Origin of the sequence: Flavobacterium hibisci (assembly GCF_020026925.1) — a bacterium.
GTDB lineage: Bacteria > Bacteroidota > Bacteroidia > Flavobacteriales > Flavobacteriaceae > Flavobacterium > Flavobacterium hibisci.
Window position 1 is genome coordinate 263,633 of sequence record NZ_JAIQDW010000002.1, and the last position, 23,213, is coordinate 286,845.

Below are 23,213 nucleotides of genomic sequence, written 5' to 3' on the forward strand. Positions count from 1 at the left end.
GAAACAAATCACACATGGAAACAGTTCAAGCAATAAAACAACGATTTGAGATTATTGGTAATGATCCGAAATTAAATCGTGCTATCGAAAAAGCCATTCAGGTTGCTCCAACTGATATTTCGGTTATGGTAACTGGGGAAAGTGGTGTTGGTAAAGAAAACATTCCAAGAATAATCCATTCGCTTTCGCACAGAAAGCATGGTAAATATATTGCCGTAAACTGCGGTGCCATTCCAGAAGGAACAATTGACAGTGAACTTTTCGGACACGAAAAAGGTGCTTTTACAGGTGCAACAAGCACTCGTGAAGGTTATTTTGAAGTGGCTGATGGCGGAACAATTTTTCTTGATGAAGTTGGAGAACTGCCATTAACCACTCAGGTAAGACTTTTACGTGTTTTAGAAAATGGAGAATTTATAAAAGTAGGTTCATCTCAGGTTCAAAAAACAAATGTTCGTATTGTTGCAGCAACAAATGTGAATTTGTTTAACGCTATCGAAAAAGGAAAATTTCGTGAAGATTTGTACTATCGTTTAAGTACAGTCGAAATTACGTTACCGCCTTTACGCGAAAGAAATGAAGACATCCATTTATTATTCAGAAAGTTTGTGGCCGATTTTGCCCATAAATATAAAATGCCGCCTTTGAGACTGGATGATGGCGCAGTTCAGCTTTTACAGAAATTCAGATGGAGCGGAAATATTCGTCAGCTTCGAAATGTAGCAGAACAGATTTCTGTTTTAGAAACCAATCGAGATATTAGTTTAGCTACTTTGCAATCTTATCTTCCTGCCGAAGGAAGCAACCTGCCTTCTGTAATCAGCGACAGCAAAAAAGAAAGTGACTTCAGTACTGAAAGGGACATATTATATAAAGTGCTTTTTGATATGAAAAGCGACCTGAATGATTTGAAAAAACTCACTTTAGAACTTATGAAGAATGGTTCATCAAAAGTTCAGGACATTAATCCAAATTTGATTCAGAAAATATACGGTAATCAGCAGAACGAAAGCGAAATTGATTTTGAAGAAGAACCAAGAACAGCGGTCATGGCACCTGCAAAGCATGAAGATAATTATCACATACAAAATCACAATAATTATTTAGACGCTGAAACGATTGAGGAAGAAGAAATTTTACGTTTAGAGCAAAAAGAAATCGAAATGATTAAAAAGTCATTAGAGAAAAACAAAGGAAAACGAAAAGCTGCTGCTGATGAATTAGGCATTTCTGAAAGAACATTATATCGAAAAATTAAACAATTCGATTTATAATTAACCTCAGAGAGGTAAAATATTTTTAAACGAAAATGAATATCTTTGAGCCGGACGTCAGCGAACTGGCAAAACAACTCTTAAACAAAAAATGAAAAACTTAAAATATATTTTAATCCTGTTAATCGCTACAACTTTTAGCAGCTGCTCGATATATAATTTCACAGGTACCGGACAGATCGATGGAAAAACATTTCAGGTAAATTTTTTTCAGAATAATGCTGATTTGATTGAACCTGGAATCGACAGACAGTTTACATTGGCTTTACAGGATTTGATCATGAATCAAACCAATTTAAACCTGGTTAATGTGAACGGTGATTTGCTTTATGAGGGAGAAATCATAGATTACAGGATTACCCCAATGACCGCAACAGCAGATCAGCAGGCTTCTCAAAACCGCCTAACAATTCGTGTAAATGTTCGTTTTTCAAATAGAAAAAAGGAAACAGATGATTTTGAAAAAACATTTGAATTTTATCATGATTATCCTGCTCAATCGCAGCTTGTAGGAACCGTTTTAAATGAAGCTCTCAAAGATATTTTTGAAAGAATCACACAGGATATATTTAATGAGTCGTTGGCAAAATGGTAAAAATCTTTAATCGTTTAAACCAATTCACTAATTAAACAACTAAAATAATTAATAATGAACGTAACAAATTATACTTACCTAATCAATAAACCTGATGCTATAACAGAAAAGCAGACAGAAGCATTAGGAAATGTTTTAATTGAATTTCCCTATTTTCAAAGCGCCCGCGCATTGCGATTAAAAGGACTTTATAATCAAAACAGCTTTAAGTATAATTATGCTTTAAAAGTTACAGCTGCGCATACAGCAGACCGTTCGGTTCTGTTTGATTTCATTACTTCTGAGACTTTCACTTCCATTCAGGGAGAATATTACGATCGTAAACTCAGAGATCTTTTAAACATAACTGTTTTTGACAGTGAAATTGTATTAGCAGAAGAAAAAAAGAAACTGGCGGAACTTCGTATTGATCCTGTTGAAAAGTCTATATTAGATTCTATTAAGGAAGCTACAACTACAACAGCATTTGAGGAGCCTGTAAAAGTTGAAGAAAAAACAATTGAACCGGTTTCTGAACAATCAATTTTAGATTCTTTTGAAGAAGTCACAAACGTAGCTTTTAATGAGCCTGAAAAAATAGACGAAAAATCAATTGAGCCGGTTTCTGAGCAAGCCATTTTAGATTCTTTTAAAGAGGTAACAGCCGATACTTTTGAAGAGACTGTAAAAATTGAAGACAATCCAATTGATTCCATTATTGAGCAGCCAACATTAGAGTCTTTTAAAGAAGTAGTTCCAACTATTGAAGAAACACCAGCTATTGAACCTATACCAGTTAAAAAGGAAGGAATAAGAACTTTTTTTGAGGAAATTGTAGAGGAGGAAATTTCAGAAGAACTTCCTGAAGTAAGAGTTGAACCAATTGAAGAGTCAATATATAATTCATTACAAGAAGCTACAACAGTTATTTTTGAAGAAGTTCCTGCTGAAGAACCAAAAGAAACTGAAGTATCTGAAACAGTAAAAACGGCCGAGGAAAATCTGGAAATAGGAAAACCATTGGATTTTTCAGTTAATGAAAAACATTCTTTCCAGGAATGGCTGCAATTAGCAAGACCAGAACCAATTGACAGGACAAATGAAGGTCCGATAAAAGCTGCAAAGACAGAAACAAATGTTGAAAACATAGTCGAAAACGAAATGATTGACGAAGAAAAAAAGAAAAAAGCAGAAATAATCGATAAGTTCATCGAAACAAATCCGAAAATTTCACCTATAAAACAAACCGCAATAAATCCTGCGGTACAACTTGACTCAAATAAAGAAGATAATTCTTATTTAATGACAGAAACCCTGGCGAGAGTATATTTGGAGCAAAAAAAATACACAAAGGCAATACAAGCATATGAAATATTAATTTTGAAATATCCGGAAAAAATTACTTTCTTTGCAGACCGCATATCAGACATAAAGATTTTACAACAAAATAACAATAACAATAATTAAGTAATGAGCACATTTTCAATTTTTTTAGTTTTAATCACAATAGTTTGTTTTCTATTGATTGTAGTAATTATGGTCCAAAATCCTAAAGGTGGAGGATTATCGTCTACAATTAGCGGAACTCAAATGTTAGGTGGAGTACAAAAAACAACAGACTTTTTAGACAAAAGCACCTGGACATTAGCGACTATTTTGATTGCTTTAATTTTGCTTTCAAGTTTAAGTTTTACAGGATCATTGAGTGATACTGATTCTAAAATTATTGAAAAAACTGAAGCGCCTGCTGCTACCACACCAGCTGCTCCGGCTCAGGGAACTCCAGCTCCTGCAACTCCTGCAGCTAAATAATAATTTACAAAATAAAGATAAAATGCCAGCCTGTCAAAGCTGGCATTTTTTTTAGGAAAAAATGTCAGTTTTATTAGCATGGCACAATTTCTGAAAGCTTATTGAACATTAAAAAACGTATAACTATAATATTATAAAATCATGGCCTTAAACATTAAACCGCTTTCAGATCGCGTACTTATCGAGCCAGTAGCTGCAGAAACTAAAACTGCATCAGGAATCTTTATTCCGGATACTGCGAAAGAAAAACCACAAAAAGGAACTGTAGTTGCAGTTGGAAACGGATCTAAAGATCACACTATGACCGTTAAAGTTGGTGACACTGTTCTTTATGGTAAATATGCCGGAACAGAATTAAAACTGGAAGGAACTGATTATTTGATGATGCGTGAGGATGACATTTTAGCAATCATCTAAAAAATAAGATTAAGTACTCGGTATTAAAAATTAAGACTAAAGTAACTTTAAACAAATTAAAACTTTAAACAAAAAATTAAAATGGCAAAAGATATAAAATTTGATATTGAAGCACGTGACGGTTTAAAACGCGGTGTTGATGCATTAGCAAACGCTGTAAAAGTGACCCTTGGACCAAAAGGTCGTAACGTAATTATCGGAAAATCATTTGGGGGCCCAAATGTTACTAAAGACGGTGTTTCTGTTGCTAAAGAAATTGAATTAAAAGACCCACTAGAAAACATGGGGGCACAAATGGTGAAAGAAGTGGCTTCTAAAACTAATGATTTAGCTGGTGACGGAACCACAACTGCTACTGTTTTAGCTCAGGCTATCGTAAAAGAAGGTCTGAAAAACGTTGCCGCTGGTGCAAACCCAATGGATTTGAAACGTGGTATCGATAAAGCTGTTGAAACTATTGTAGCTGACCTGGCAAAACAAGCCAAAGTGGTTGGAAGTGATTCTGATAAAATCAAACAAATTGCTGCCATCTCTGCAAACAATGATGAAGTTATTGGTGAATTAATCGCTACAGCTTTCGCTAAAGTTGGAAAAGAAGGTGTTATTACTGTTGAAGAAGCAAAAGGAACTGATACTTTTGTTGATGTTGTTGAAGGAATGCAGTTTGACAGAGGATATCTTTCTCCTTACTTTGTTACAAACCCGGAAAAAATGGAAGTTGAATTAGACTCTCCATACATCTTATTATACGACAAAAAAGTATCTTCTTTAAAAGAATTACTACCTGTTTTAGAACCAGTTGCACAATCAGGAAAACCATTATTGATTATAGCCGAAGATGTTGATGGTGAAGCGCTTTCTACATTAGTAGTAAACAAATTAAGAGGTGCTCTTAAAATTGCAGCTGTAAAAGCTCCAGGTTTCGGAGACAGAAGAAAAGCAATGTTAGAGGATATCGCAATCCTGACTGGCGGAACTGTAATTTCTGAAGAAAGAGGTTATACTTTAGAAAACACAACTATCGAAATGTTAGGAACTGCAAAAAGGGTTTCTATTGATAAAGATAACACTACAATTGTAAGCGGTGCAGGTGAAGCTGATATCATCAAAAACCGTGTAAACCAAATTAAAGGTCAGATGGAAACTACAACATCTGATTACGATAAAGAAAAATTACAGGAGCGTTTGGCTAAATTAGCCGGAGGTGTTGCTGTTCTTTACGTAGGTGCTGCTTCTGAAGTAGAAATGAAAGAGAAAAAAGACAGAGTTGATGACGCTTTACACGCGACTCGTGCAGCTGTTGAAGAAGGAATCGTTGCCGGAGGTGGTGTTGCTTTATTAAGAGCTAAAGCTGCTTTAGCAGAATTAAAAGCTGACAATGCTGATGAAGCAACAGGAATCCAAATCGTTTCCCGTGCAGTTGAATCTCCGTTAAGAACTATTGTTGAAAACGCAGGTCTTGAAGGCTCTGTTGTGGTAGCTAAAGTTTCTGAAGGTTCAGGTGATTTTGGATACAACGCTAAAACTGACGAATATGTGGACATGCTTACTGCTGGAATTATCGATCCTAAAAAAGTAACTCGTGTTGCATTAGAAAATGCTGCATCTGTTTCCGGAATGATCTTAACTACAGAATGTGCATTAATTGATATTAAAGAAGAAAATGCCGGAGGCGGAATGCCAATGGGAGGCGGAATGCCGGGAATGATGTAATTATTCTTACCTTCTTTATGAGTTAAAACGCCAGATAGAAATTTCTATCTGGCGTCTTTTTTTGCTTCAAACTTATATTTATAATTTGACAATCATTATAATTTAAAATCCTGTTGAAACTGAAACTGTTTTCCATTGGCTTAATTCACCCTGAACACTTGCTATTTTTTGGTTTGCCATATTAAAAGCATCTTCACCTAAAAATAAATGCAATGGTGGATTTTCATCTTGACTAACTTTAATTAAAGCTTCCGCTAATTTTACAGGATCTCCCGGCTGATTTCCGTTGATTCCTTCTTTGTGTGCGTTTTCAGATTGTCTAACTTCTTTATATTCCTCAATTGGATTTTCTGGCAGTAATAAAGAAGTGTCTTTTAAGAAATCGGTTCTAAAATAACCTGGATAAACGATTGTAGCATGAACCCCAAACGGTTTTATTTCTGCTGCTAAAGATTCTGTTAAACCAGCAACTGCAAATTTTGTAGAACAGTAAATTCCCCATCCCGGAAATTCTCCGTAATATCCTCCAATTGAAGAAATATTAAAAATATGTCCTGATTGATTGGCACGAAGAATTGGTGCTGTGTGTCTGATTACGTTTAATAACCCGAAAACATTTACTTCGTAATTTTTTCTGGCTTCAGCATCGGTTAATTCTTCTAAAGCTCCTAACAACCCGTAACCAGCATTATTTACCAATACATCAATTGTTTTAAAATGATTTACGGTTTTGTCGATAGCATTTTTCACGCTTTTTTCATCTACTAAATCCATTTCAAGAGGAAGGAAATTTTCAGATGTATTTCCTAATTCTTTTATTAATGAAGATTCACTTCTTGAAGTTGCGGCTACTTTAAAACCTTCTGCTAAAAGCTTTTTAACTAATTCTAACCCAAGTCCTTTTGAAGCACCTGTGACAAACCAAACTTTGTTATTTCCCATGATTTTAAATTTTTACGTTTATAATTACAGGACAAAGGTATTAGCGAAGTGCTTCTCAAAAATTAAAGCAATCAAGTAAGAAGTTACAGAAATCAAACAATTTCAGCTAAACGATAATTTTTAGGCGAAACCTGAACATTTTTCTTAAAGAAATTGATAAAATGTGACAGTTCTTCGAATCCTAAACACCAGGCAATTTCATTAATATTCCAATTGGTTTGTTTTAAAAGAATCATCGCTTCCTGAACAATTCTTTCGGAAATAATCTGCGAAGTCGTTTTTCCTTTAGTATCTTTTAAAGCTTTATTGAGATGATTCACATGTACATTTAACTGACTCGCATATTCTGAAGGTGAGCGGAAATTAATCTGCTGTGTGATCGATTCTATCGGAAACTGGCGTTCTAACAATTCTAAAAACAAGGAAGAAATACGAATTGTCGCGTTTGATTTACTATACAATGAAGTAGTTACCGTTTGTGTTTTTAGCGCAAGGTGAATAATTTCGAAAACCAGATTTCGAAGCATATCATATTTAAAAGCGTAATCAGAATTGATTTCATCAAACATTCTTAAGTAAACCAATTTTAGAGATTCGGCTAATTCCATTGAGATGGGAACAATCGGATTTCCACCTGGCTGGAATAATGGATATTCTTTTAAATTTCCGTATTGGCTAAAAAAAGCATCGGTAAAAATGCAGAAGAATCCAGTTTGATTTTCATCAATCTGTTCCCAATTATATGGAATCTGCGGATTGGCAAAAAACAAAGCCTGATCTTCAATTTCAACTACTTTATCAGCATAGTGAACTTTGTTCTTTCCGATAATCAAACTTATTTTATAAAAGTCTTTTCTAGTATATGGAAATGGTTTGCAGATACTTCCAACAAAGTCATCTAATTTAAAAACATTAAAATGTCCGATTTCTTTTTTAAGATTTTCGGGCATTCCGTTTACTTTGATTGTGTAAAAATCTTCTAAGGTTTCTGTAAGCTTCATTTTATAAAGTTACAAAAATCAATCTTTATATAATTAGATAATTTGAAAATGTACTATTAGAAAATGTGGCAATTTATCGGGTGGTTGAATTATTTAATTGGCAAATTGCCCCCATTCTCTAATTATCAAGAAACCACTTTATAAGTAGGATCTTCAATTACATTTACATCAATAATGGCATCTGCATTTTTTAATAATTGACGAGAATCTTCGCTTAAATGTTTTAATTGGACAACTTTATTTAACTGACTGTATTTTTTGGTCAGATTATTTAAAGCTTCAATAGCCGACATATCTGCAACACGGCTTTCTTTAAAATCAATTACAATATGATTTGGGTCATTTTGAATATCAAAACTCTCGATAAAAGTTGTTGTAGAACCAAAGAATAATGGTCCGTAAATCTCGTAATGTTTTATGCCATTTTCATCTATATGATTTTTGGACTGAATTCTTTTTGCACTTTCCCAGGCAAAGACTAGAGCCGAGATAATTACTCCTATTAAAACTGCTAAAGCAAGATTGTGCAATACAATTGTAATCACAGCAACTAAAATGCCAACAAAAATATCATGCCGGGGCATTTTATTAATTACTTTAAAACTTGACCATTCAAAAGTCGTAATTGCCACCATCATCATTACGCCAACTAACGCTGCCATTGGCAATTTCCCGATTACAGGTGCACCAAAAAGTATGATTATTAAAATAGTTAAAGCACCAATAATTCCTGAAAGTCTTGCTCTTGAACCTGCGCCAAGATTTACCAAAGTCTGTGCAATCATTGGACAGCCTCCCATTCCGTAGAAAAAACCGTTTAGAATATTCGAGCTTCCCTGCGCAATACATTCTCGATTGCTGTTTCCTCTTGTTCCGGTAATTTCATCGACCAAATTTAGAGTTAGCAAACCTTCCGTTAAACCAACTGCCGCCACAATTACCGAATATGGAAATATAACTTTTAAAGTTTCAAAAGAAAATGGAATATTCGGAATATGAAATGGAGGAAATCCACCCTCAACCGAAGCAATATCTGCTACTGTTTTAGTTTCAATATTAAAAACAATTACCAATGCGAAAACTACCATGATAGCAACTAAAGATGCCGGAATTGTTTTAGTAATCTTCGGAAAAATCAGAACAATTGCGATTGTCAAAGCAACTAAACCAAGCATAATATACAAAGGAGTTTCCTGAAGCCATGAGACCTTGCCATTAACCATTGTTTTAAACTGCTCCAATTGCGACATGAAAATCACAACTGCTAATCCGTTTACAAAACCAAACATAACAGGCTGCGGAACCAGCCTGATAAATTTTCCGAGTTTAAAGAGTCCAATACAAATCTGTACTACACCTCCAAGAGCAACGGCAGCAAAAACATATTCTATTCCGTGCGATTTCATCAAGGCGATTAAAACAATCACAGTTGCTCCGGCCCCACCCGAAATCATTCCTGGTCTGCCACCAAAAATTGCCGTAACCAAACCAGCTATAAAAGCTGCATACAAACCTACCAAAGGTGGAAACCCTGCCAAAATAGCAAACGACAACGATTCTGGAATCATCGTCATAGCAACGGTTAAACCAGCTAAAATTTCATTTTTATAATTAACCTTTTGGGTAAAATCGAAGAGTTGGAAAGCTTTTTTCATAAGGCACAAATGTAGAAAATAAAGCCTTAAGAGAACAGGTCTTTTTAAATCTAAAAATTATAATTATTCAAATTTGAATACCTTCACAGCGATAATTAAAAAGTAATTTTATATATCAGATTATACCTTTTTCTTCCCGAATAAGGCTCCGGTAGACCACAACGCTAAAAAAATCAAAACAGGCTGAAAAAATAACCGTATCAAGCGAGCCTGATCAGTATCAAGACCAAAAGCAGTAGTTCCGTTTACATATTGTGCAATGTTCCCAGGGAAAATTAAAATGTAAAATAAAGCAAGTGCAATTCCGATCTTTACTTTATACTTCGTCAAAAACACCATTGCCAAGCCTAATAGTATCTCTACTCCCCCCGAAAGTATTACTACCAAATCTTTATCAAGAGGAATCCAATTGGGAGCCTGTGCCTGAAAATCATCTCTTTGAAAAGTAAAATGACCTATTGCGGCTGTTATCATAAATAATCCGAGCAATATTCTAATGAAATTTTGAAGTTTTGATGTTTCTGTGGCTTTCATATATAAATGAATTGTTCTGTTTTTATTTTTGAATTGAGGTTTGAAAATTTTACCCAAATTTAATCATAAGCTCTTCAACATATTTTGCAAAGTTTATTTAAACTGATTATGTAATTTCCATATCTATATATAACAAACCTGATTTACTTACAATATAACAATCGTGTCATTTTGTAATAAAATGCAGTATAAATACCCGTGTTATTTTTCTTAAAATGTAGTAATATTACCAGACAAATGTTAAGGCTAAATATCAACTTAAAAATAATTAATTATGAGTAAAGTTTACAACACATCCAATTGTGACGAAATTAAACTTAGTTTCGAACTGTCAAACAATCTGGGGTTTATCCCATTGTACACAAGAGTTTTTTTAGATCTTCAAAATGGAGTGAATGTTCAAAAGCCGATGTTTGTTACTCCAATGCATTTAACGGATGCTTCAATTCCTCTAACCCCATCATTTACACACAACAAAGGACTACTCTATTTTGAAACTTATATTAGTTATAAATCATTAAATGCTTCATCCAAAGAACAGATTATTGCAAACGCAAAAAAATTAATTTTTAATTATAAAATACAGGATTGCAATGGTACAAGTGAGGAATTTTCAACTTATGATTTAGGACCCGTAGATATTAAAAGTAAAGAACTGATTTATTTTGTCGCACTAATTGATTTGATATGAAAAAATTAACTACTTACTTATTTTTACTGCTGATACAGATTAGCGTGGCACAAAATTCTGCAAACTCTGTTGATTTAAAAGAAGTGCAAATTCTTAATTCAACAGCTTTAGCATTACTGGATAATTCGGCAGCAATCGTTACTTCAAATCCTGACTACAAAGATTTTAATATAAACACTGAAAATTTATCCAATTTATCTTTTGATTTCAGCTTAAATAAAGGAAAACTAAATGGTCTTGAATATTATGGAATTGGTAAAACTGTCGATGATTTTAAACAATTTACAAGTGATAAACTTTTAAGGCCTAATATTTCAGCAGTAATCCATCGAACTGACAGCACTACTAATATAGGAGCAGGGTTTAGTGTAAATGTATTTACACTTTTTCGCAAAAAGAAAGAAGATATGCAAAAGTCTTACGTAGCTATTAGAAACACTACGGACGAAATGATTACTAAAGCTGACCTGATTATGGCAAGAGATTTTCCTAATCTAAATAAAGTCACTAACCTTATAGAATATAATGAACAATATGCTAAAATACTGGAATCATTGCCAACTGTTGAAGCAAACGATTTTGCAGAGCTTTTAAAAAGACCTCTATTGACCCTTGATCTCGCCGCGGCATATAGCACTTTATATGATGGCAATAATCACAATAGCAATCAAAAAGACAGGACTGGAGTGTGGAGCACTGTAACCTGGTCTCCTAAAATTGATAAATCTTATCTTAATATTTATGGCTTTATCAGATATATAAAAGATAGTTCTGTTTATAATGAAGACACTAAAAACTTTTCAGATCAGTTTGAATATTTTGATTATGGAAGTAAAATACAAATTGATATCAATTCGTTTTCATTTGGCTATGAGTATATAAGAAGAAATGGAAATGGTAAAGATTATCGGTCTGTGGGATTAATACAATACAAAATCAACGCAAATTATTATATAACAGGAGGATTTGGTAAAAATTTCACTTCAGATTCATCAAAAGACCTGGTTTCACTTTTAGGAATACGTTGGGGAATCAATAAAAGCGATACTAAAAAATGGGAAGATTAATCCTAAATGAATTGAAAAAATATACATTCTAAACAAAAAACAGGTATTTATACGTATAGCCAGAATCAAAATTAGTCATATCCTTGCAAAGAATAATTTTAACCATCATTTTTAGTTAATCCGCAAGGAATTGTAAATGAAGAACTTTTTTTGGAATAATTAGTGAGATTTGAATCTGTAAAAAGATTTGAATCTCATTTTTTATTTAAACTCTTATCTAAATTACTTCTTAATCAAGAATAAAAAGATAATGTGAATACACTCTCTTATTCCATTACTATACTTAACTATTGCAATAGATTACTCTCCGGCAACGACCTCTTTTGTGTTTGATTTTATTAACCGCTATAGCCGTATGCAATCCTACCTAAACAGAAAAAATACTGTAACTATCTATCTTTCTGCCGTATCTGTAGAATTCTGTTAAATCCTGATCCAATATTTCGTAATAACTGTGATGCTGAAAATTAATTATTAAAAGCATCAATTGTTAGCTGATTTTTATAGCTTTGCAAAGCCACATTTTTCCAATCTTTTTAAAAAACAAATTATAATACCTAATCCTAATGCGATCTATTATTTCGACATTTTTATTTTTAATATTTGTCTGTTCAAATTCTCACGCTCAACTCAGTTCTGATAAAATATTTGAAAGTTTCAAGCAGGGGGAACGCCCCAACTGCTCTTCAATTGCTTTTATCAAAGCTTCACTAAATATTTATGGATTGGACAATCTTTTCATTACTGAAAAATTAAATGATAGTTTATATCAAATAACGTTAAAAAATAATGCTACGTTTCAACTAAAAACAAATGAATTAAATAAAGCTGAATTTTCTGCCGGATTTGTATTCATTAAACCGAATGAAGACAGTAAAAAAATAACTGATTATGCGGTATTGGCTTATGCGGTGATGGCAAAATACAAGCAAATTTTAGATAAAGAAAAGACTTTTGATAAGGCTCTCGAAGATTTAGAAGCGGGTGAAATACACACTCCAACTATTTATAAATATTTAGGTTTTCAAAAAGGCAAACAGGTTCAGGAACTAAAACGTCTTACAGGAGGTGAATTTTGCGGAGTTGTGGCATGGTCAAATGCACATGCCGTTTTCGTCTGTGAAGATTTTATGGACTATTACGGCAATAAAAAAAGCTTATGGGATAAGTATCCGGGACGTTTTAGAATATTAAAATCATAAAATAAACTTTATACAAATACCACTCAAAAATCGAATTTAGGGTGGTATTTTTGTATTCAAAATACCCTTAAAAAATTAAAGCCCAATACTCTTATGAGACGAGAAAATTACATTCCTTTCAATAAGGAATTTTTACTCGATCAACAAATAGCTGCTTTTGCAGAAGATCAGAAAAAAGTAGACGATTTTAAAAAGTTATTCGACATCATCGAACACTATTATCATTATGAAACTTTTAACCTTAATCGGAACCTAAAGCAAAACTATGGCTTATTCGATCCTGATTTAAGTGAGAAAGAACGTGAGATATATATTGGAAAAAGCAACTATTTAATTTTTAAGGAAACACTTCTACAAGTTTTAAAAAACGGCAACTATAGGCGTGTCGAGCAGGAAACCTTAGATAAAGCATTTAAGGAATCTGATTTAATTGGCTTAAAACTTTCAATAGATCTTAATGCCTTCAAGGACTATGAACTTTATGTTCGAGGGCAACATAAAACCAAAGAAAAAGTAAAAAAATATATTTTCTGGAAAAAAGAAATTGAGATCGAATACTATGAGCGCGTCATGATTTACCTAAATTATAACGATGCTGATTATCTTACTACAAAAAAAGTACAGCTGGGAAAAATGCCTGTTGATCCCGGATCAATTGTCCTGAAAATTTTTAAGCGCGTTCCTAAAAATGATCTTGAAACTATTTTTCCAAATGCCATTCCAAAAATGTCCACTACAGACAAACTTTTACTTTGGGTGCCTGGAATATTTGGTGGAATTTCATTACTAAGTGCAAAAGTGATCCCTGCTTTGATTAATATGTACGAAGCTTACAGAACAGGAGAAGCTATTGATTTATTAAATAGTAAAACCTCTCTAAATCAGGGATTAATTGCATTGGGAATTTTATCCGCATATTGTTTTCGCCAATATAATAATTTTATAAATAAGAAAATCAGGTACTCTAAAATGCTTTCTGACAGCCTGTATTTTAAAAATATTGGAAATAATAGCGGCGCTTTTTATTCACTTTTAAATTCATCCGAAGAAGAAGTACTCAAAGAAACTATTTTGGCATACTCTTTTTTATACAGAAGTAAAGATCCGTTAACAGCCGAAGAAATTGATGATCAAATCGAGACCTGGTTTAAAAATAAATTAAACACGAATCTTGATTTTAACACAAAAGAAGCCTTACTAAAATTAAAAAACATTGGCCTTGGAATTGAAACTAATGGCAAGTGGAAAGTCATTGCCCTTGAAGATGCACTTATCAAAATTGATGAGTTATGGGACAATGCTTTTAATTATAACCAAAAATAAATCCTCACTTCTCTGTAAGTAATTTACGCAATTAATCATTTTTATTTTCCCTTTTTCAAATAAAATTAATGATATTATAAAAATAGACTACAGAAATCAAATTATAGATACTAAAGCGTTCTGTATATTGTCAAATAAGAAATAATACGTTTTTTACCGATTTATTTTACACTTAATCGATTTAATTTTGTAATATTGAACAGTTAAAAAAATATAGAATTTTACAAAAAAACTGTTTTAAACCTATAATATTTGTTTTTTAATGCCCTTTTAAGCTAAAAAAACAGCAAAACAGTTAAAATAAATTATAAAAAACTGAATTATAAAATAATTTCAATTAAAGAAAAATTAAAAAATGACCAAAAAAATGCTACTTGGACTTTGGATTGTATTTCTTATTGTTGCTATCTTTTTTCTGATTTTACAAAAATGCATACAATCTGGCTATTGAGGGCATTTTAGCTGGTCGACAAAATATTCTAATTTGTGCTTACTAATTAAAAAAGGAAGAAACTGCTCTGTTTTCTTCCTTTTTTAATTATCATATGATCTATTCATTTTCAGTTTCAGAATAATCTTCTTGTGATTCTCCCACAGCTACCAATTCAGGTTTTGAAGCCTTGAGCGTATTGAATCTTTCTAATAGTTCTAAATCTTCCTCTTCTCCACTGAAATAAGGAAAAACATCCATAATTGGTGACTCTGAGATTGCTGGAATAGTGTAATCTCCCATAGTATTTTTCATAACCGCAACAGTATTATCATAAGCTTCTTTTACATCATTAGCCTGTACCAGTATATACATGTTGGTTTTGCGTTCTTTTCCGCTGTCTTCATCAAACGCTATTAAAGAAACTTTTGATTTAAACCAACGGTCTGCATTTTCGAACGGATGAATTTCTGCATAATTTGCCACTTTTATGTTTGTGATTTTAAATTCTTCGCTCACATAAGCTTTCATTTCTTCATTGATTCTGCTTTCAGCCTCCGTATAAGATATTGCATCCACTAAATAAGGTTCAGTTGTGACCTTTTGCGATCCAATATCATCAGTTTTTCTATATTTTACCTTGCATTCATACCAAATTGCACTCATATTTATTTTTTTAAGGATGCCAAAGATAGATTTTAGCAGAAATAAAACTCACATTTTTACAAAATAGATATTCACAAATTTGAAAAAATAGAATCAGTACAAAATTTGTGGCTAAATCAAAAATATTTAATAGATTTGATAGAATTCCTAAACCAAAAAAAATGAAAACATTAGAACAATGGTTTGAAGAATATGCTGTTAGTCATCAGAATCCCAAAAATAAAGCCATACATTATGTGTGTGTACCGGCCATCTACTTTTCTATCGTAGGTTTACTCATGAGTATCCCAAGCAATTTAATTGCTGATACTTTACGACTCAAAACGCCAATAATCGAAAACTGGGCTGTAGCAGTATTACTTTTTGTACTGGTTTTCTATATTCGGCTGTCTGTTGCTATGGCTTTAAAAATTGCCCTTTTTTCAGCTATTTGCCTGATTGTAAATTATTACATCTCACAATTCGTTCCTTTGTGGTTATTTTCAATTGGCGTTTTTGTAATTGCCTGGATTGGGCAGTTTTACGGACATAATATTGAAGGAAAAAAACCTTCTTTCTTAAAAGACCTTCAGTTTTTACTAATTGGCCCGGCCTGGGTTGTGGAGAATTTGTTTAAAAGAAAGGAACATTCTTAAAGTTTATCACTTCCTAATGATTCCGCATTATGAAAATTGATCAGGACGGTGTTAAAGTTGAAAAATATCATCTTTTTACTTATAGAAGAATAAGGCGCACTATTGGGTATTTAGGAATAAGTCTTCCGATATTTCTAATTAGCTTATCATTTTTTCCTTTTTTCAAAACTCAACTTCAGCCTTCAATAAGCCATTATTATTATACAAATCTTAGAGAAATTTTTACAGGAACTTTATTTGCCGTTGGATTATTTTTAATTTGTTACAGAGGTTCTGGAAATACATCTATCTGGAAAAACGATAACTTACTAACTAATATTGCCGGAATTATGGCTGCGGGTGTGGCATTATTTCCGACAAATCCCAATGATTTTGCTAATAAAATTTATACTTTAATTCCATACCCAGAAAAATATCTTGGCTGGCTTCATTATGGTTGTGCTGCTATATTATTCCTAATAATGGCTTTATTGGCTATCAACGTTTTTACCGTTGGGCAACATAATGAAACCCGAAGCCCTAAAAGTATTTTAAACGAAAATAACATTTACAGATTCTGTGGTTATTCGATTATTGCATTTGTAATTATGGTACCGGTTTCAGAAATCCTGAAACTTTCTACCTATTCAACTTTGATTCTTGAATCCCTTTCTCTTTTTGCTTTTGGTATTGCCTGGCTAATTAAAGGGCGTGCATTGGGGGACAAAGGCATAATTGGCAAAAAAATATATCAGGAAAATAATCCGGTTGATACAGAGAATGTTTTTGAGGAATAATACTTTATCAAGATTCAACACAGTAGCCCAGACAGAAGCGGCATCCTTTGCCTGACTTCTTTAGGCAGGGAAAGATATAGCGGATGGCTGGAAACAGCTCCTAAAAAAAAAGACAAAGAAGAAAAATTTCTCTCCTTTGTCCTTTCAAAGTGATCGCGGAGGGGTTCGAACCCCCAACCCTCAGAGCCGAAATCTGATATTCTATCCAGTTGAACTACGCGATCAATATTAAATAATCAATTCAAAATCTATTTTAGGGATTGGAATTGAGAACCTGATATATTTATTTTTTATTATTACGAAAGTAATTTTTTAACAATCGTGGAAATGGTTTTGCCTTCAGCAGTTCCACCAAGTTGAGCAGATACTAATCCCATTACTTTACCCATCGAAGCAATTCCTGAAGCTCCTGTTTCGGCAATAATTTTTGCTATCACAGCTTCTACTTCTTCTTCACTTAACTGAGCAGGCAAAAACTTCTCAATTACTGCAACCTGAGCCAATTCAGGTTCTGCTAAATCAGGACGGTTTTGTTCAGTAAAAATCCTGGCACTCTCTTTACGCGTTTTTACCAATCGCTGAAGTAGTTTTATCTCTTCATCCTCAGTTAATTCTTCTTTAGACCCTGATGATGTTGAGGCTAATAATAATTCCGACTTAACTGCCCTTAAAGCTTCTAAAGCTACCGTATCTTTTGCTTTCATGGCGGTTTTAATCTCATCCATGATTTTTGCTTGTAAACTCATCTTATATTTTATTTAAATAAGCAAGCTGCTTATCATTGCTATATTAATTAGATTATTTTGGCTTCGTTTGTAACTATAACAGACGTCTGAATGTCTATTTAAAAAAAGTCAAATTTTAAATTCTGTGCGAAGATAAAAAAAATAACCCGAAAATTAAATCCAATTTTCGGGCTATCCAAATATTTAGATTTTTAAACCTAATCTACGTTGTCGTGTAAGAACGAATTGTTTGAACGTAATTGTAAATCATTATTACTGTCTGTTCCAACTGAAATTCTTGAATTGGTGTTATTTGATTGCGAATTCGACAAATCTATTCCTAATCTTTTATATGCCGGTTCTTTTTCAAGTTCATCAATTCTGGAAACATTGTTATGAAATTTATAATTGAATTCCTTTAGTTTTCTTCTTCTCTCCTCAGCTCTTAGACGCAACGTTTCCTCAATTGTCAATTCCATTGGAGAAACATTTGAAGCTGCTGAAAAGTCAGGTTCGCTGGCAAATTCAGTCTTTGGTTTCAATGTGATATTTAATTCTTCAGGAATTACATCTTCTATCACTTTTTCAACCGGTTTTGATGCGATTAAATCGTTCTCCACCTCCATATATTCTTCTAACGAATACTTTATAATTCCATTTTCAGAAAGTTCTGTAACCGGCACGAAAGAAACGGGTTCATTAACTTTTATGTTACGGGTTTCATTTGTCAGTTCGAACAAAATTTTATTATCCTCTACAACTGGTTCTTTCTTTACTTCTGGTTCAGCTCTGAAAAGAGGTAAATCAAATGAAAATGTAGTTTGTTCCTGCTTCTCAAAAATTCTTTGCGGAGCTTGTGTTTCCTGAAAAGTCTTTACCTCCGGGGTTGAAATTGTAAAATCTATATCTGTAATTGGCGAAACAATTTCAAAAGTTACATCAAGATTTTTTATAAACTCTGACATTACCACTAACTCTTCCTGATTCATAGTTGGAGCAACAGCAACTGGAGTTGTCGGAGTAGGTATTACCGGAGCATTTGTATCTTCCATCAAATCAAAAACAACTTTCTCTTCTGGTTTCGCAATAGGCGTTTCAGCATTTAAATCAAAAGAAGCAAGCGGTCTGTTTGTTAGATTATGAACACTTCTTTGCTCATCTTCTAGTGTATGAATGATTTTTTTAGGCTCAGTATTTACAATCTCGTTTTGTTGTTCAACATCAAAACCAGTTGCGATAATAGTTACAGCAATAGCTTCACCCAGAGATTCGTCTTCACCAACCCCCATGATAATATTGGCATTATAACCTGCTTCTGCCTGAATATGATCATTGATTTCTCCAATTTCATCCAGCGTAATTTCGTCTGATCCAGAAACGATAAGCAACAATACGTTTTTGGCTCCTGTGATTTTGTTGTCATTTAATAATGGAGAATCCAATGCTGAAACAATAGCTTCTTTAGCCCTGTTTTCACCAGTAGCTACAGAAGATCCCATGATAGCTGTTCCACTATTTGACAAAACAGTTTTAGCATCACGTAAATCGATATTTTGAGTATAGTGATGCGTAATTACTTCTGCAATACCTCTTGAGGCCGTTGCCAATACTTCATCAGCTTTCGAGAATCCGGCTTTAAAACCAAGATTTCCGTATACTTCCCTTAATTTATTATTATTGATTACAATTAACGAGTCTACTTGTTTACGCAGTTTTTCGATTCCTAAAAGTGCTTGTTCCTGACGCACTTTCCCTTCAAACTGAAAAGGAATTGTTACAATACCAACTGTTAAAATTTCTCTCTCTTTTGCCAATTGCGCAATTACCGGAGCAGCCCCTGTACCTGTTCCGCCACCCATACCAGCGGTAATAAATACCATCTTAGTATTACGATCTAGCATTTTCTCAATATCGGCAATACTTTCGATAGCAGATTGTTGTCCTACATCAGGATTAGCTCCTGCTCCAAGACCTTCTGTCAAATTCACCCCTAACTGAATTTTGTTTGGAACAGAACTATTTTGTAATGCTTGTGAATCTGTATTACAAACGATAAAATCTACACCTTTTATTCCTTGCTGGAACATGTGATTAATTGCGTTACTTCCGCCCCCTCCTACGCCTATTACTTTGATGACATTTGATTGGTTTTTTGGTAAATCAAATGAAATGCTTCCAAATTCTGAGTTGCTCATCATCTTTTTGGTTTTGAAATTCTTATTTAATACATTTTTTACTCTTGACTTGGGGCCAATAGTAATTCCTTTTCTCTTATTCTTTTTATTCTGCGTTATCTAAAAAATCTTTGATTTTATCGACATATCTGTCAAAAAACGATTTTCTTATTTTAGTCTCTGTAGATTCCTCAACAGCAACATTACTTCTAACTTCTCTTGATTGTTCAATCGTTTCCATTCTTTCAACGTAGTTTTCTTCAACTTCGTATCGCTGTTGTGGTACCGGAGGAACATTTCTGTAAACCACTCTTGGCTGCTCATTTACTACTTCCATTCTGACAGCACTTTGTGTACTATTTTCAATACTGTTCATTACCAATCCAACTGCAGTTGCAAATAATGGACTTGAAATTTCCTCGCTGGAGTTACCAGCTAAATGCTCGTTTGGATATCCAATTCTGGTATCCATACCTGTTATATATTCTACCAACTGCTTAATGTGTTTTAACTGTGCGCCGCCACCTGTAAGAACAATTCCTGCAATTAATTTTTTACGAGGATCTTCATGTCCATAAGCTTTAATTTCAGAGAAAACCTGTTCAATTATTTCTACCACACGTGCGTGAATAATTTTGGACAGATTTTTAAGCGAAATCTCTTTTGGCTCTCTCCCTCTTAAGCCTGGGATAGAAACGATTTCGTTATCTTTATTTTCTCCCGGCCAGGCAGATCCAAATTTTATTTTTAAAAGCTCAGCCTGCTTTTCAATAATAGAACATCCCTCCTTGATATCTTCTGTAATTACATTCCCTCCAAAAGGAATTACAGCAGTATGACGAATGATTCCATCTTTAAAAATAGCTAAATCTGTTGTTCCCCCACCGATATCGATAAGTGCAACACCAGCTTCCTTTTCTTCCTGACTTAAAACAGCGTCTGCAGAAGCTAACGGTTCTAATGTCAATCCTGATAATTCAATTCCTGAACTCTGAATACACCTGCCAACATTTCGGATTGATGATGCCTGCCCCACTACCACGTGAAAACTAGATTCAAGTCTTCCGCCGTACATTCCTATTGGTTCTTTAATTTCAGATTGTCCGTCAATTTTAAATTCCTGAGGCAGTACATGAATGATTTCTTCTCCCGGTAACATCGCCAGTTTATTTACCTGGTCAATCAAAAGCTGAATATCTTTTTCGCCAATAACTTCTTCCGGATTATTTCGGCTTATGTAATCGGTATGCTGAATACTTCTGATGTGCTGTCCTGCAATGCCCACAACCACATCTTTAATTTTGTAACCTGAATTAGTTTCGGCTTCAAGAATAGCTTGCTGAATCGATTGAATAGTTTGGGTGATGTTATTTACAACGCCTCTTGCAACACCCAGACTTTTGGATTTACCAATGCCCAGGATTTCTAATTTCCCATATTCATTTTTTTTGCCTATCATGGCAACTATCTTGGTTGTTCCAATATCTAGACCTACTGCAATGTTATCTTTTTCCATTTTCTATTATTTTGTGCAAACTACTTGTTCCGTAAACCTCAGATCAATTTTATTGTATTTATATAACGAACTATCTAAAACAGCCTTTTGAAAAAAAGCTTTATAATTCCTGAATTTTTGATCCACATTCATTGTTCTGCCAAAATCAATGAAGTAATTATAATTTCTATTAAACATTTTTAAGCTACCATTAGGCATAATTTCTATTGCAATGATGTTTTTTTTCAAAAACGCATCGTCATAAATTGTGCGAAATAGGGCAGCTAAATCTTCGTTATTTTTTTTATTTATTGTTCCCGAAACAAGAGGAACACGCGCCGTAAAATTGTCTGACAAAGGCATTTTATTCCCTTCATAGTCAATATAGAAAGAGCTTCCACCATCATAAATTCTTGCTATTGGTGTTCTCTGTTTTACCCGCGCTTTAAGAACTCCATCAATACTTACAAAAACATCTGATTTCTCAACCATCTCTTGTGTATCGATGCTTTTCTCTATTTTATTCAAATCTAACTCATCTTTTCGGATACTGGAAGCGTCTCTTTTATTTTCTATCAACAATTTATTAACCGTTTCAGGCTTTACAAAAAGCTTGTTCTCTCCTACAAAAATAACCTCCGATTTCATCAGTTTTCTGTCTCCGTTTCGGTGCTGGGCAAACGAATACAGAAAGACAACAAGCCCTAAAATAAATACTAATCTTATATTTGTCCAATTAAATATTTTCATTTAAAATCGCTTTAATTGATGGTACCATCTCTCCAATATCACCAGCTCCGATTGTCACAATTACCGATGCATCATTTGATTTAATTTCGGCTAATAAATCTTCTTTTGCAACAATTTTTTTATTCGAATTAGTCATCTTAGCCAACAGCCATTCAGAAGTAACCCCTTCCATCGGAAGCTCTCTTGCCGGATATATATCCATTAAAAAGACTTCGTCAAACTGCGACAAACTTTCTGCAAATCCATCAACAAAATCTTTCGTCCTGCTGAATAAATGCGGCTGAAAAACCGCCAGTACTTTTCGATCTGGATACAGCTCCCTAACGGCTTGATGTACAGCATTTATCTCTGTTGGATGATGTGCATAATCATCTATATAAACTAAATTTTCAGATTTGATCTGATATGAAAAACGTCTTCTGATTCCATTAAAAGAAGCCAGCGCTTTTGCAATTGCATCTGTTGATGTTCCAAAAGTTTTTGACATTGCAATAGCCATCAATGCATTCATCAAATTATGCTTCCCTGGCAGTCCACAACGCAAATCCTTTATAATTTCTGATGGTGTTTGCACATCAAAAACGTAACTTCCATCTTCTATCCTAACATTAAAGGCCTTGTAAACAGCTTCTTCATTAATTGCACACTGAACTCCATCTAAGGGCAATTCTGTAGTAATAAAGAGATTATTTTTATCTTCAACTTTGGAGGCAAATTCTACAAAAGAAGCTTCTATAGCATCACTGGTCCCGTAAATATCTAAATGATCTGCATCCATCGATGTTATGCAGGCAATATTTGGGTGTAAATGCAAAAACGATCTGTCAAATTCATCTGCTTCGACAACTGTTACTGTTTTTCCGTTTCCAATTAGATTTGAATTATAATTCTCAACAATTCCGCCTACAAATGCCGTAACATCTGCCCCACTTTCATACAAAATATGACCCAAGATACTAGAAGTAGTCGTTTTTCCGTGTGTTCCTGCTACTGCAAAACTAAACGTCCCCTTGGTAATAATACCTAAAACTTCTGCACGTTTTTTAACCTGATACTGTCTTTCAATAAAGTAATTCCACTCTGAATGCGTCATTGGAACTGCCGGTGTAAAAATCACCAGTGTATTTTCTACATAATAATCAGATGGAATCAAACTAATATTATCTTCAAAATGAATATCAATACCACTTTCAATCAATTCATTTGTAAGCATGGAAGGAGTTTTATCATAACCCGAAACTTTTTTCCCGATATATTTAAAATAACGGGCCAGGGCACTCATTCCGATTCCTCCGATACCAATAAAATAAACGTTTTGTATTTGATTTAAATTCATTTGATTTTTATTTTGAGCTAT

The 23,213-nt window shown here is 33.6% G+C and carries 22 protein-coding genes and 1 tRNA gene; 12 read left to right on the forward strand and 11 right to left on the reverse strand.

Going from position 1 to position 23,213, the window contains the following annotated elements; translation table 11 throughout:
• Window positions 1–14 precede the first annotated feature (14 nt).
• The 6 genes from K8B81_RS03505 (at window position 15) to groL (ending at window position 5,790) form a co-directional block, all read left to right on the forward strand.
• Complete coding sequence (locus K8B81_RS03505; RefSeq protein WP_223678853.1) at window positions 15–1,274, forward strand: sigma-54 interaction domain-containing protein; 1,260 nt, start codon at window positions 15–17, stop codon at window positions 1,272–1,274.
• Between the two features lie 91 nt (window positions 1,275–1,365).
• Window positions 1,366–1,869 (forward strand): LptE family protein, encoded by a 504-nt coding sequence (locus K8B81_RS03510; protein WP_223678855.1) that lies wholly within the window; start codon window positions 1,366–1,368, stop codon window positions 1,867–1,869.
• Window positions 1,870–1,923: 54 nt separating this feature from the next.
• A complete protein-coding gene (locus K8B81_RS03515; RefSeq protein ID WP_223678858.1) occupies window positions 1,924–3,315 on the forward strand; it encodes a tetratricopeptide repeat protein in 1,392 nt (463 codons plus the stop codon).
• A gap of 3 nt (window positions 3,316–3,318) precedes the next feature.
• Window positions 3,319–3,660, forward strand: coding sequence for a preprotein translocase subunit SecG (gene secG, locus K8B81_RS03520; protein ID WP_223678867.1), 342 nt, complete (start codon window positions 3,319–3,321; stop codon window positions 3,658–3,660).
• A gap of 141 nt (window positions 3,661–3,801) precedes the next feature.
• On the forward strand, window positions 3,802–4,077 hold the full coding sequence (locus tag K8B81_RS03525) for a co-chaperone GroES (RefSeq protein WP_223678869.1): 276 nt from the start codon (window positions 3,802–3,804) through the stop codon (window positions 4,075–4,077).
• Window positions 4,078–4,158: 81 nt separating this feature from the next.
• Entirely contained in the window at window positions 4,159–5,790 is a 1,632-nt protein-coding gene (gene groL, locus K8B81_RS03530; RefSeq protein ID WP_223678871.1) for a chaperonin GroEL, read from the forward strand.
• 102 nt (window positions 5,791–5,892) lie between these two features.
• Here groL and K8B81_RS03535 read toward each other — a convergent pair whose 3' ends face one another.
• The 4 genes from K8B81_RS03535 to K8B81_RS03550 all read right to left on the reverse strand — a co-directional run bounded on the left by K8B81_RS03535 (window position 5,893) and on the right by K8B81_RS03550 (window position 9,922).
• A complete protein-coding gene (locus tag K8B81_RS03535; RefSeq protein WP_223678873.1) occupies window positions 5,893–6,732 on the reverse strand; it encodes an SDR family NAD(P)-dependent oxidoreductase in 840 nt (279 codons plus the stop codon).
• A gap of 92 nt (window positions 6,733–6,824) precedes the next feature.
• Entirely contained in the window at window positions 6,825–7,733 is a 909-nt protein-coding gene (locus tag K8B81_RS03540; protein WP_223678874.1) for a helix-turn-helix domain-containing protein, read from the reverse strand.
• 125 nt (window positions 7,734–7,858) lie between these two features.
• Window positions 7,859–9,388 carry a SulP family inorganic anion transporter gene (locus K8B81_RS03545; protein ID WP_223678876.1) on the reverse strand — a complete coding sequence of 510 codons (1,530 nt, stop codon included), beginning with the start codon at window positions 9,386–9,388 and terminating at the stop codon, window positions 7,859–7,861.
• Between the two features lie 120 nt (window positions 9,389–9,508).
• Window positions 9,509–9,922: a DoxX family protein gene (locus K8B81_RS03550; protein WP_223678877.1), complete on the reverse strand. Its 414-nt coding sequence runs from the start codon at window positions 9,920–9,922 to the stop codon at window positions 9,509–9,511.
• Window positions 9,923–10,196: 274 nt separating this feature from the next.
• Between K8B81_RS03550 and K8B81_RS03555 the strand changes: the two genes are divergently transcribed.
• The 4 genes from K8B81_RS03555 (at window position 10,197) to K8B81_RS03570 (ending at window position 14,205) form a co-directional block, all read left to right on the forward strand.
• A complete protein-coding gene (locus K8B81_RS03555) occupies window positions 10,197–10,613 on the forward strand; it encodes a hypothetical protein (protein WP_223678879.1) in 417 nt (138 codons plus the stop codon).
• Window positions 10,610–11,680 (forward strand): hypothetical protein, encoded by a 1,071-nt coding sequence (locus tag K8B81_RS03560; RefSeq protein WP_223678882.1) that lies wholly within the window; start codon window positions 10,610–10,612, stop codon window positions 11,678–11,680. The genes K8B81_RS03555 and K8B81_RS03560 overlap by 4 nt, the downstream gene beginning before the upstream one ends.
• Window positions 11,681–12,405: 725 nt before the next feature.
• Complete coding sequence (locus K8B81_RS03565; RefSeq protein WP_223678885.1) at window positions 12,406–12,882, forward strand: hypothetical protein; 477 nt, start codon at window positions 12,406–12,408, stop codon at window positions 12,880–12,882.
• A gap of 93 nt (window positions 12,883–12,975) precedes the next feature.
• Complete coding sequence (locus K8B81_RS03570; RefSeq protein ID WP_223678887.1) at window positions 12,976–14,205, forward strand: TMEM143 family protein; 1,230 nt, start codon at window positions 12,976–12,978, stop codon at window positions 14,203–14,205.
• A gap of 550 nt (window positions 14,206–14,755) precedes the next feature.
• Here K8B81_RS03570 and K8B81_RS03575 read toward each other — a convergent pair.
• Complete coding sequence (locus K8B81_RS03575) at window positions 14,756–15,301, reverse strand: DUF4494 domain-containing protein (protein ID WP_223678889.1); 546 nt, start codon at window positions 15,299–15,301, stop codon at window positions 14,756–14,758.
• A gap of 161 nt (window positions 15,302–15,462) precedes the next feature.
• On the opposite strand from K8B81_RS03575, the gene K8B81_RS03580 reads away from it, so the two are divergent.
• Entirely contained in the window at window positions 15,463–15,936 is a 474-nt protein-coding gene (locus tag K8B81_RS03580) for an Mpo1 family 2-hydroxy fatty acid dioxygenase (protein ID WP_223678891.1), read from the forward strand.
• A 29-nt stretch (window positions 15,937–15,965) separates the two neighbouring features.
• Window positions 15,966–16,712 (forward strand): hypothetical protein, encoded by a 747-nt coding sequence (locus tag K8B81_RS03585; protein ID WP_223678893.1) that lies wholly within the window; start codon window positions 15,966–15,968, stop codon window positions 16,710–16,712.
• A 150-nt stretch (window positions 16,713–16,862) separates the two neighbouring features.
• Here K8B81_RS03585 and K8B81_RS03590 read toward each other — a convergent pair.
• The 6 genes from K8B81_RS03590 to murC form a co-directional block, all read right to left on the reverse strand.
• Window positions 16,863–16,936, reverse strand: a tRNA-Arg gene (locus tag K8B81_RS03590).
• A 72-nt stretch (window positions 16,937–17,008) separates the two neighbouring features.
• Window positions 17,009–17,458 (reverse strand): GatB/YqeY domain-containing protein, encoded by a 450-nt coding sequence (locus tag K8B81_RS03595; protein ID WP_223678895.1) that lies wholly within the window; start codon window positions 17,456–17,458, stop codon window positions 17,009–17,011.
• A gap of 197 nt (window positions 17,459–17,655) precedes the next feature.
• The gene (gene ftsZ, locus K8B81_RS03600; RefSeq protein ID WP_223678897.1) at window positions 17,656–19,635 is read right to left on the reverse strand and encodes a cell division protein FtsZ; all 1,980 of its coding nucleotides are present in this window, start codon (window positions 19,633–19,635) and stop codon (window positions 17,656–17,658) included.
• 82 nt (window positions 19,636–19,717) lie between these two features.
• Window positions 19,718–21,127 (reverse strand): cell division protein FtsA, encoded by a 1,410-nt coding sequence (ftsA, locus tag K8B81_RS03605; protein WP_223678899.1) that lies wholly within the window; start codon window positions 21,125–21,127, stop codon window positions 19,718–19,720.
• 6 nt (window positions 21,128–21,133) lie between these two features.
• Window positions 21,134–21,856: a cell division protein FtsQ/DivIB gene (locus K8B81_RS03610; RefSeq protein WP_223678901.1), complete on the reverse strand. Its 723-nt coding sequence runs from the start codon at window positions 21,854–21,856 to the stop codon at window positions 21,134–21,136.
• On the reverse strand, window positions 21,843–23,192 hold the full coding sequence (gene murC, locus K8B81_RS03615; protein WP_223678903.1) for a UDP-N-acetylmuramate--L-alanine ligase: 1,350 nt from the start codon (window positions 23,190–23,192) through the stop codon (window positions 21,843–21,845). Before murC ends, K8B81_RS03610 begins: the two co-directional genes overlap by 14 nt.
• Window positions 23,193–23,213: the final 21 nt, after the last annotated feature.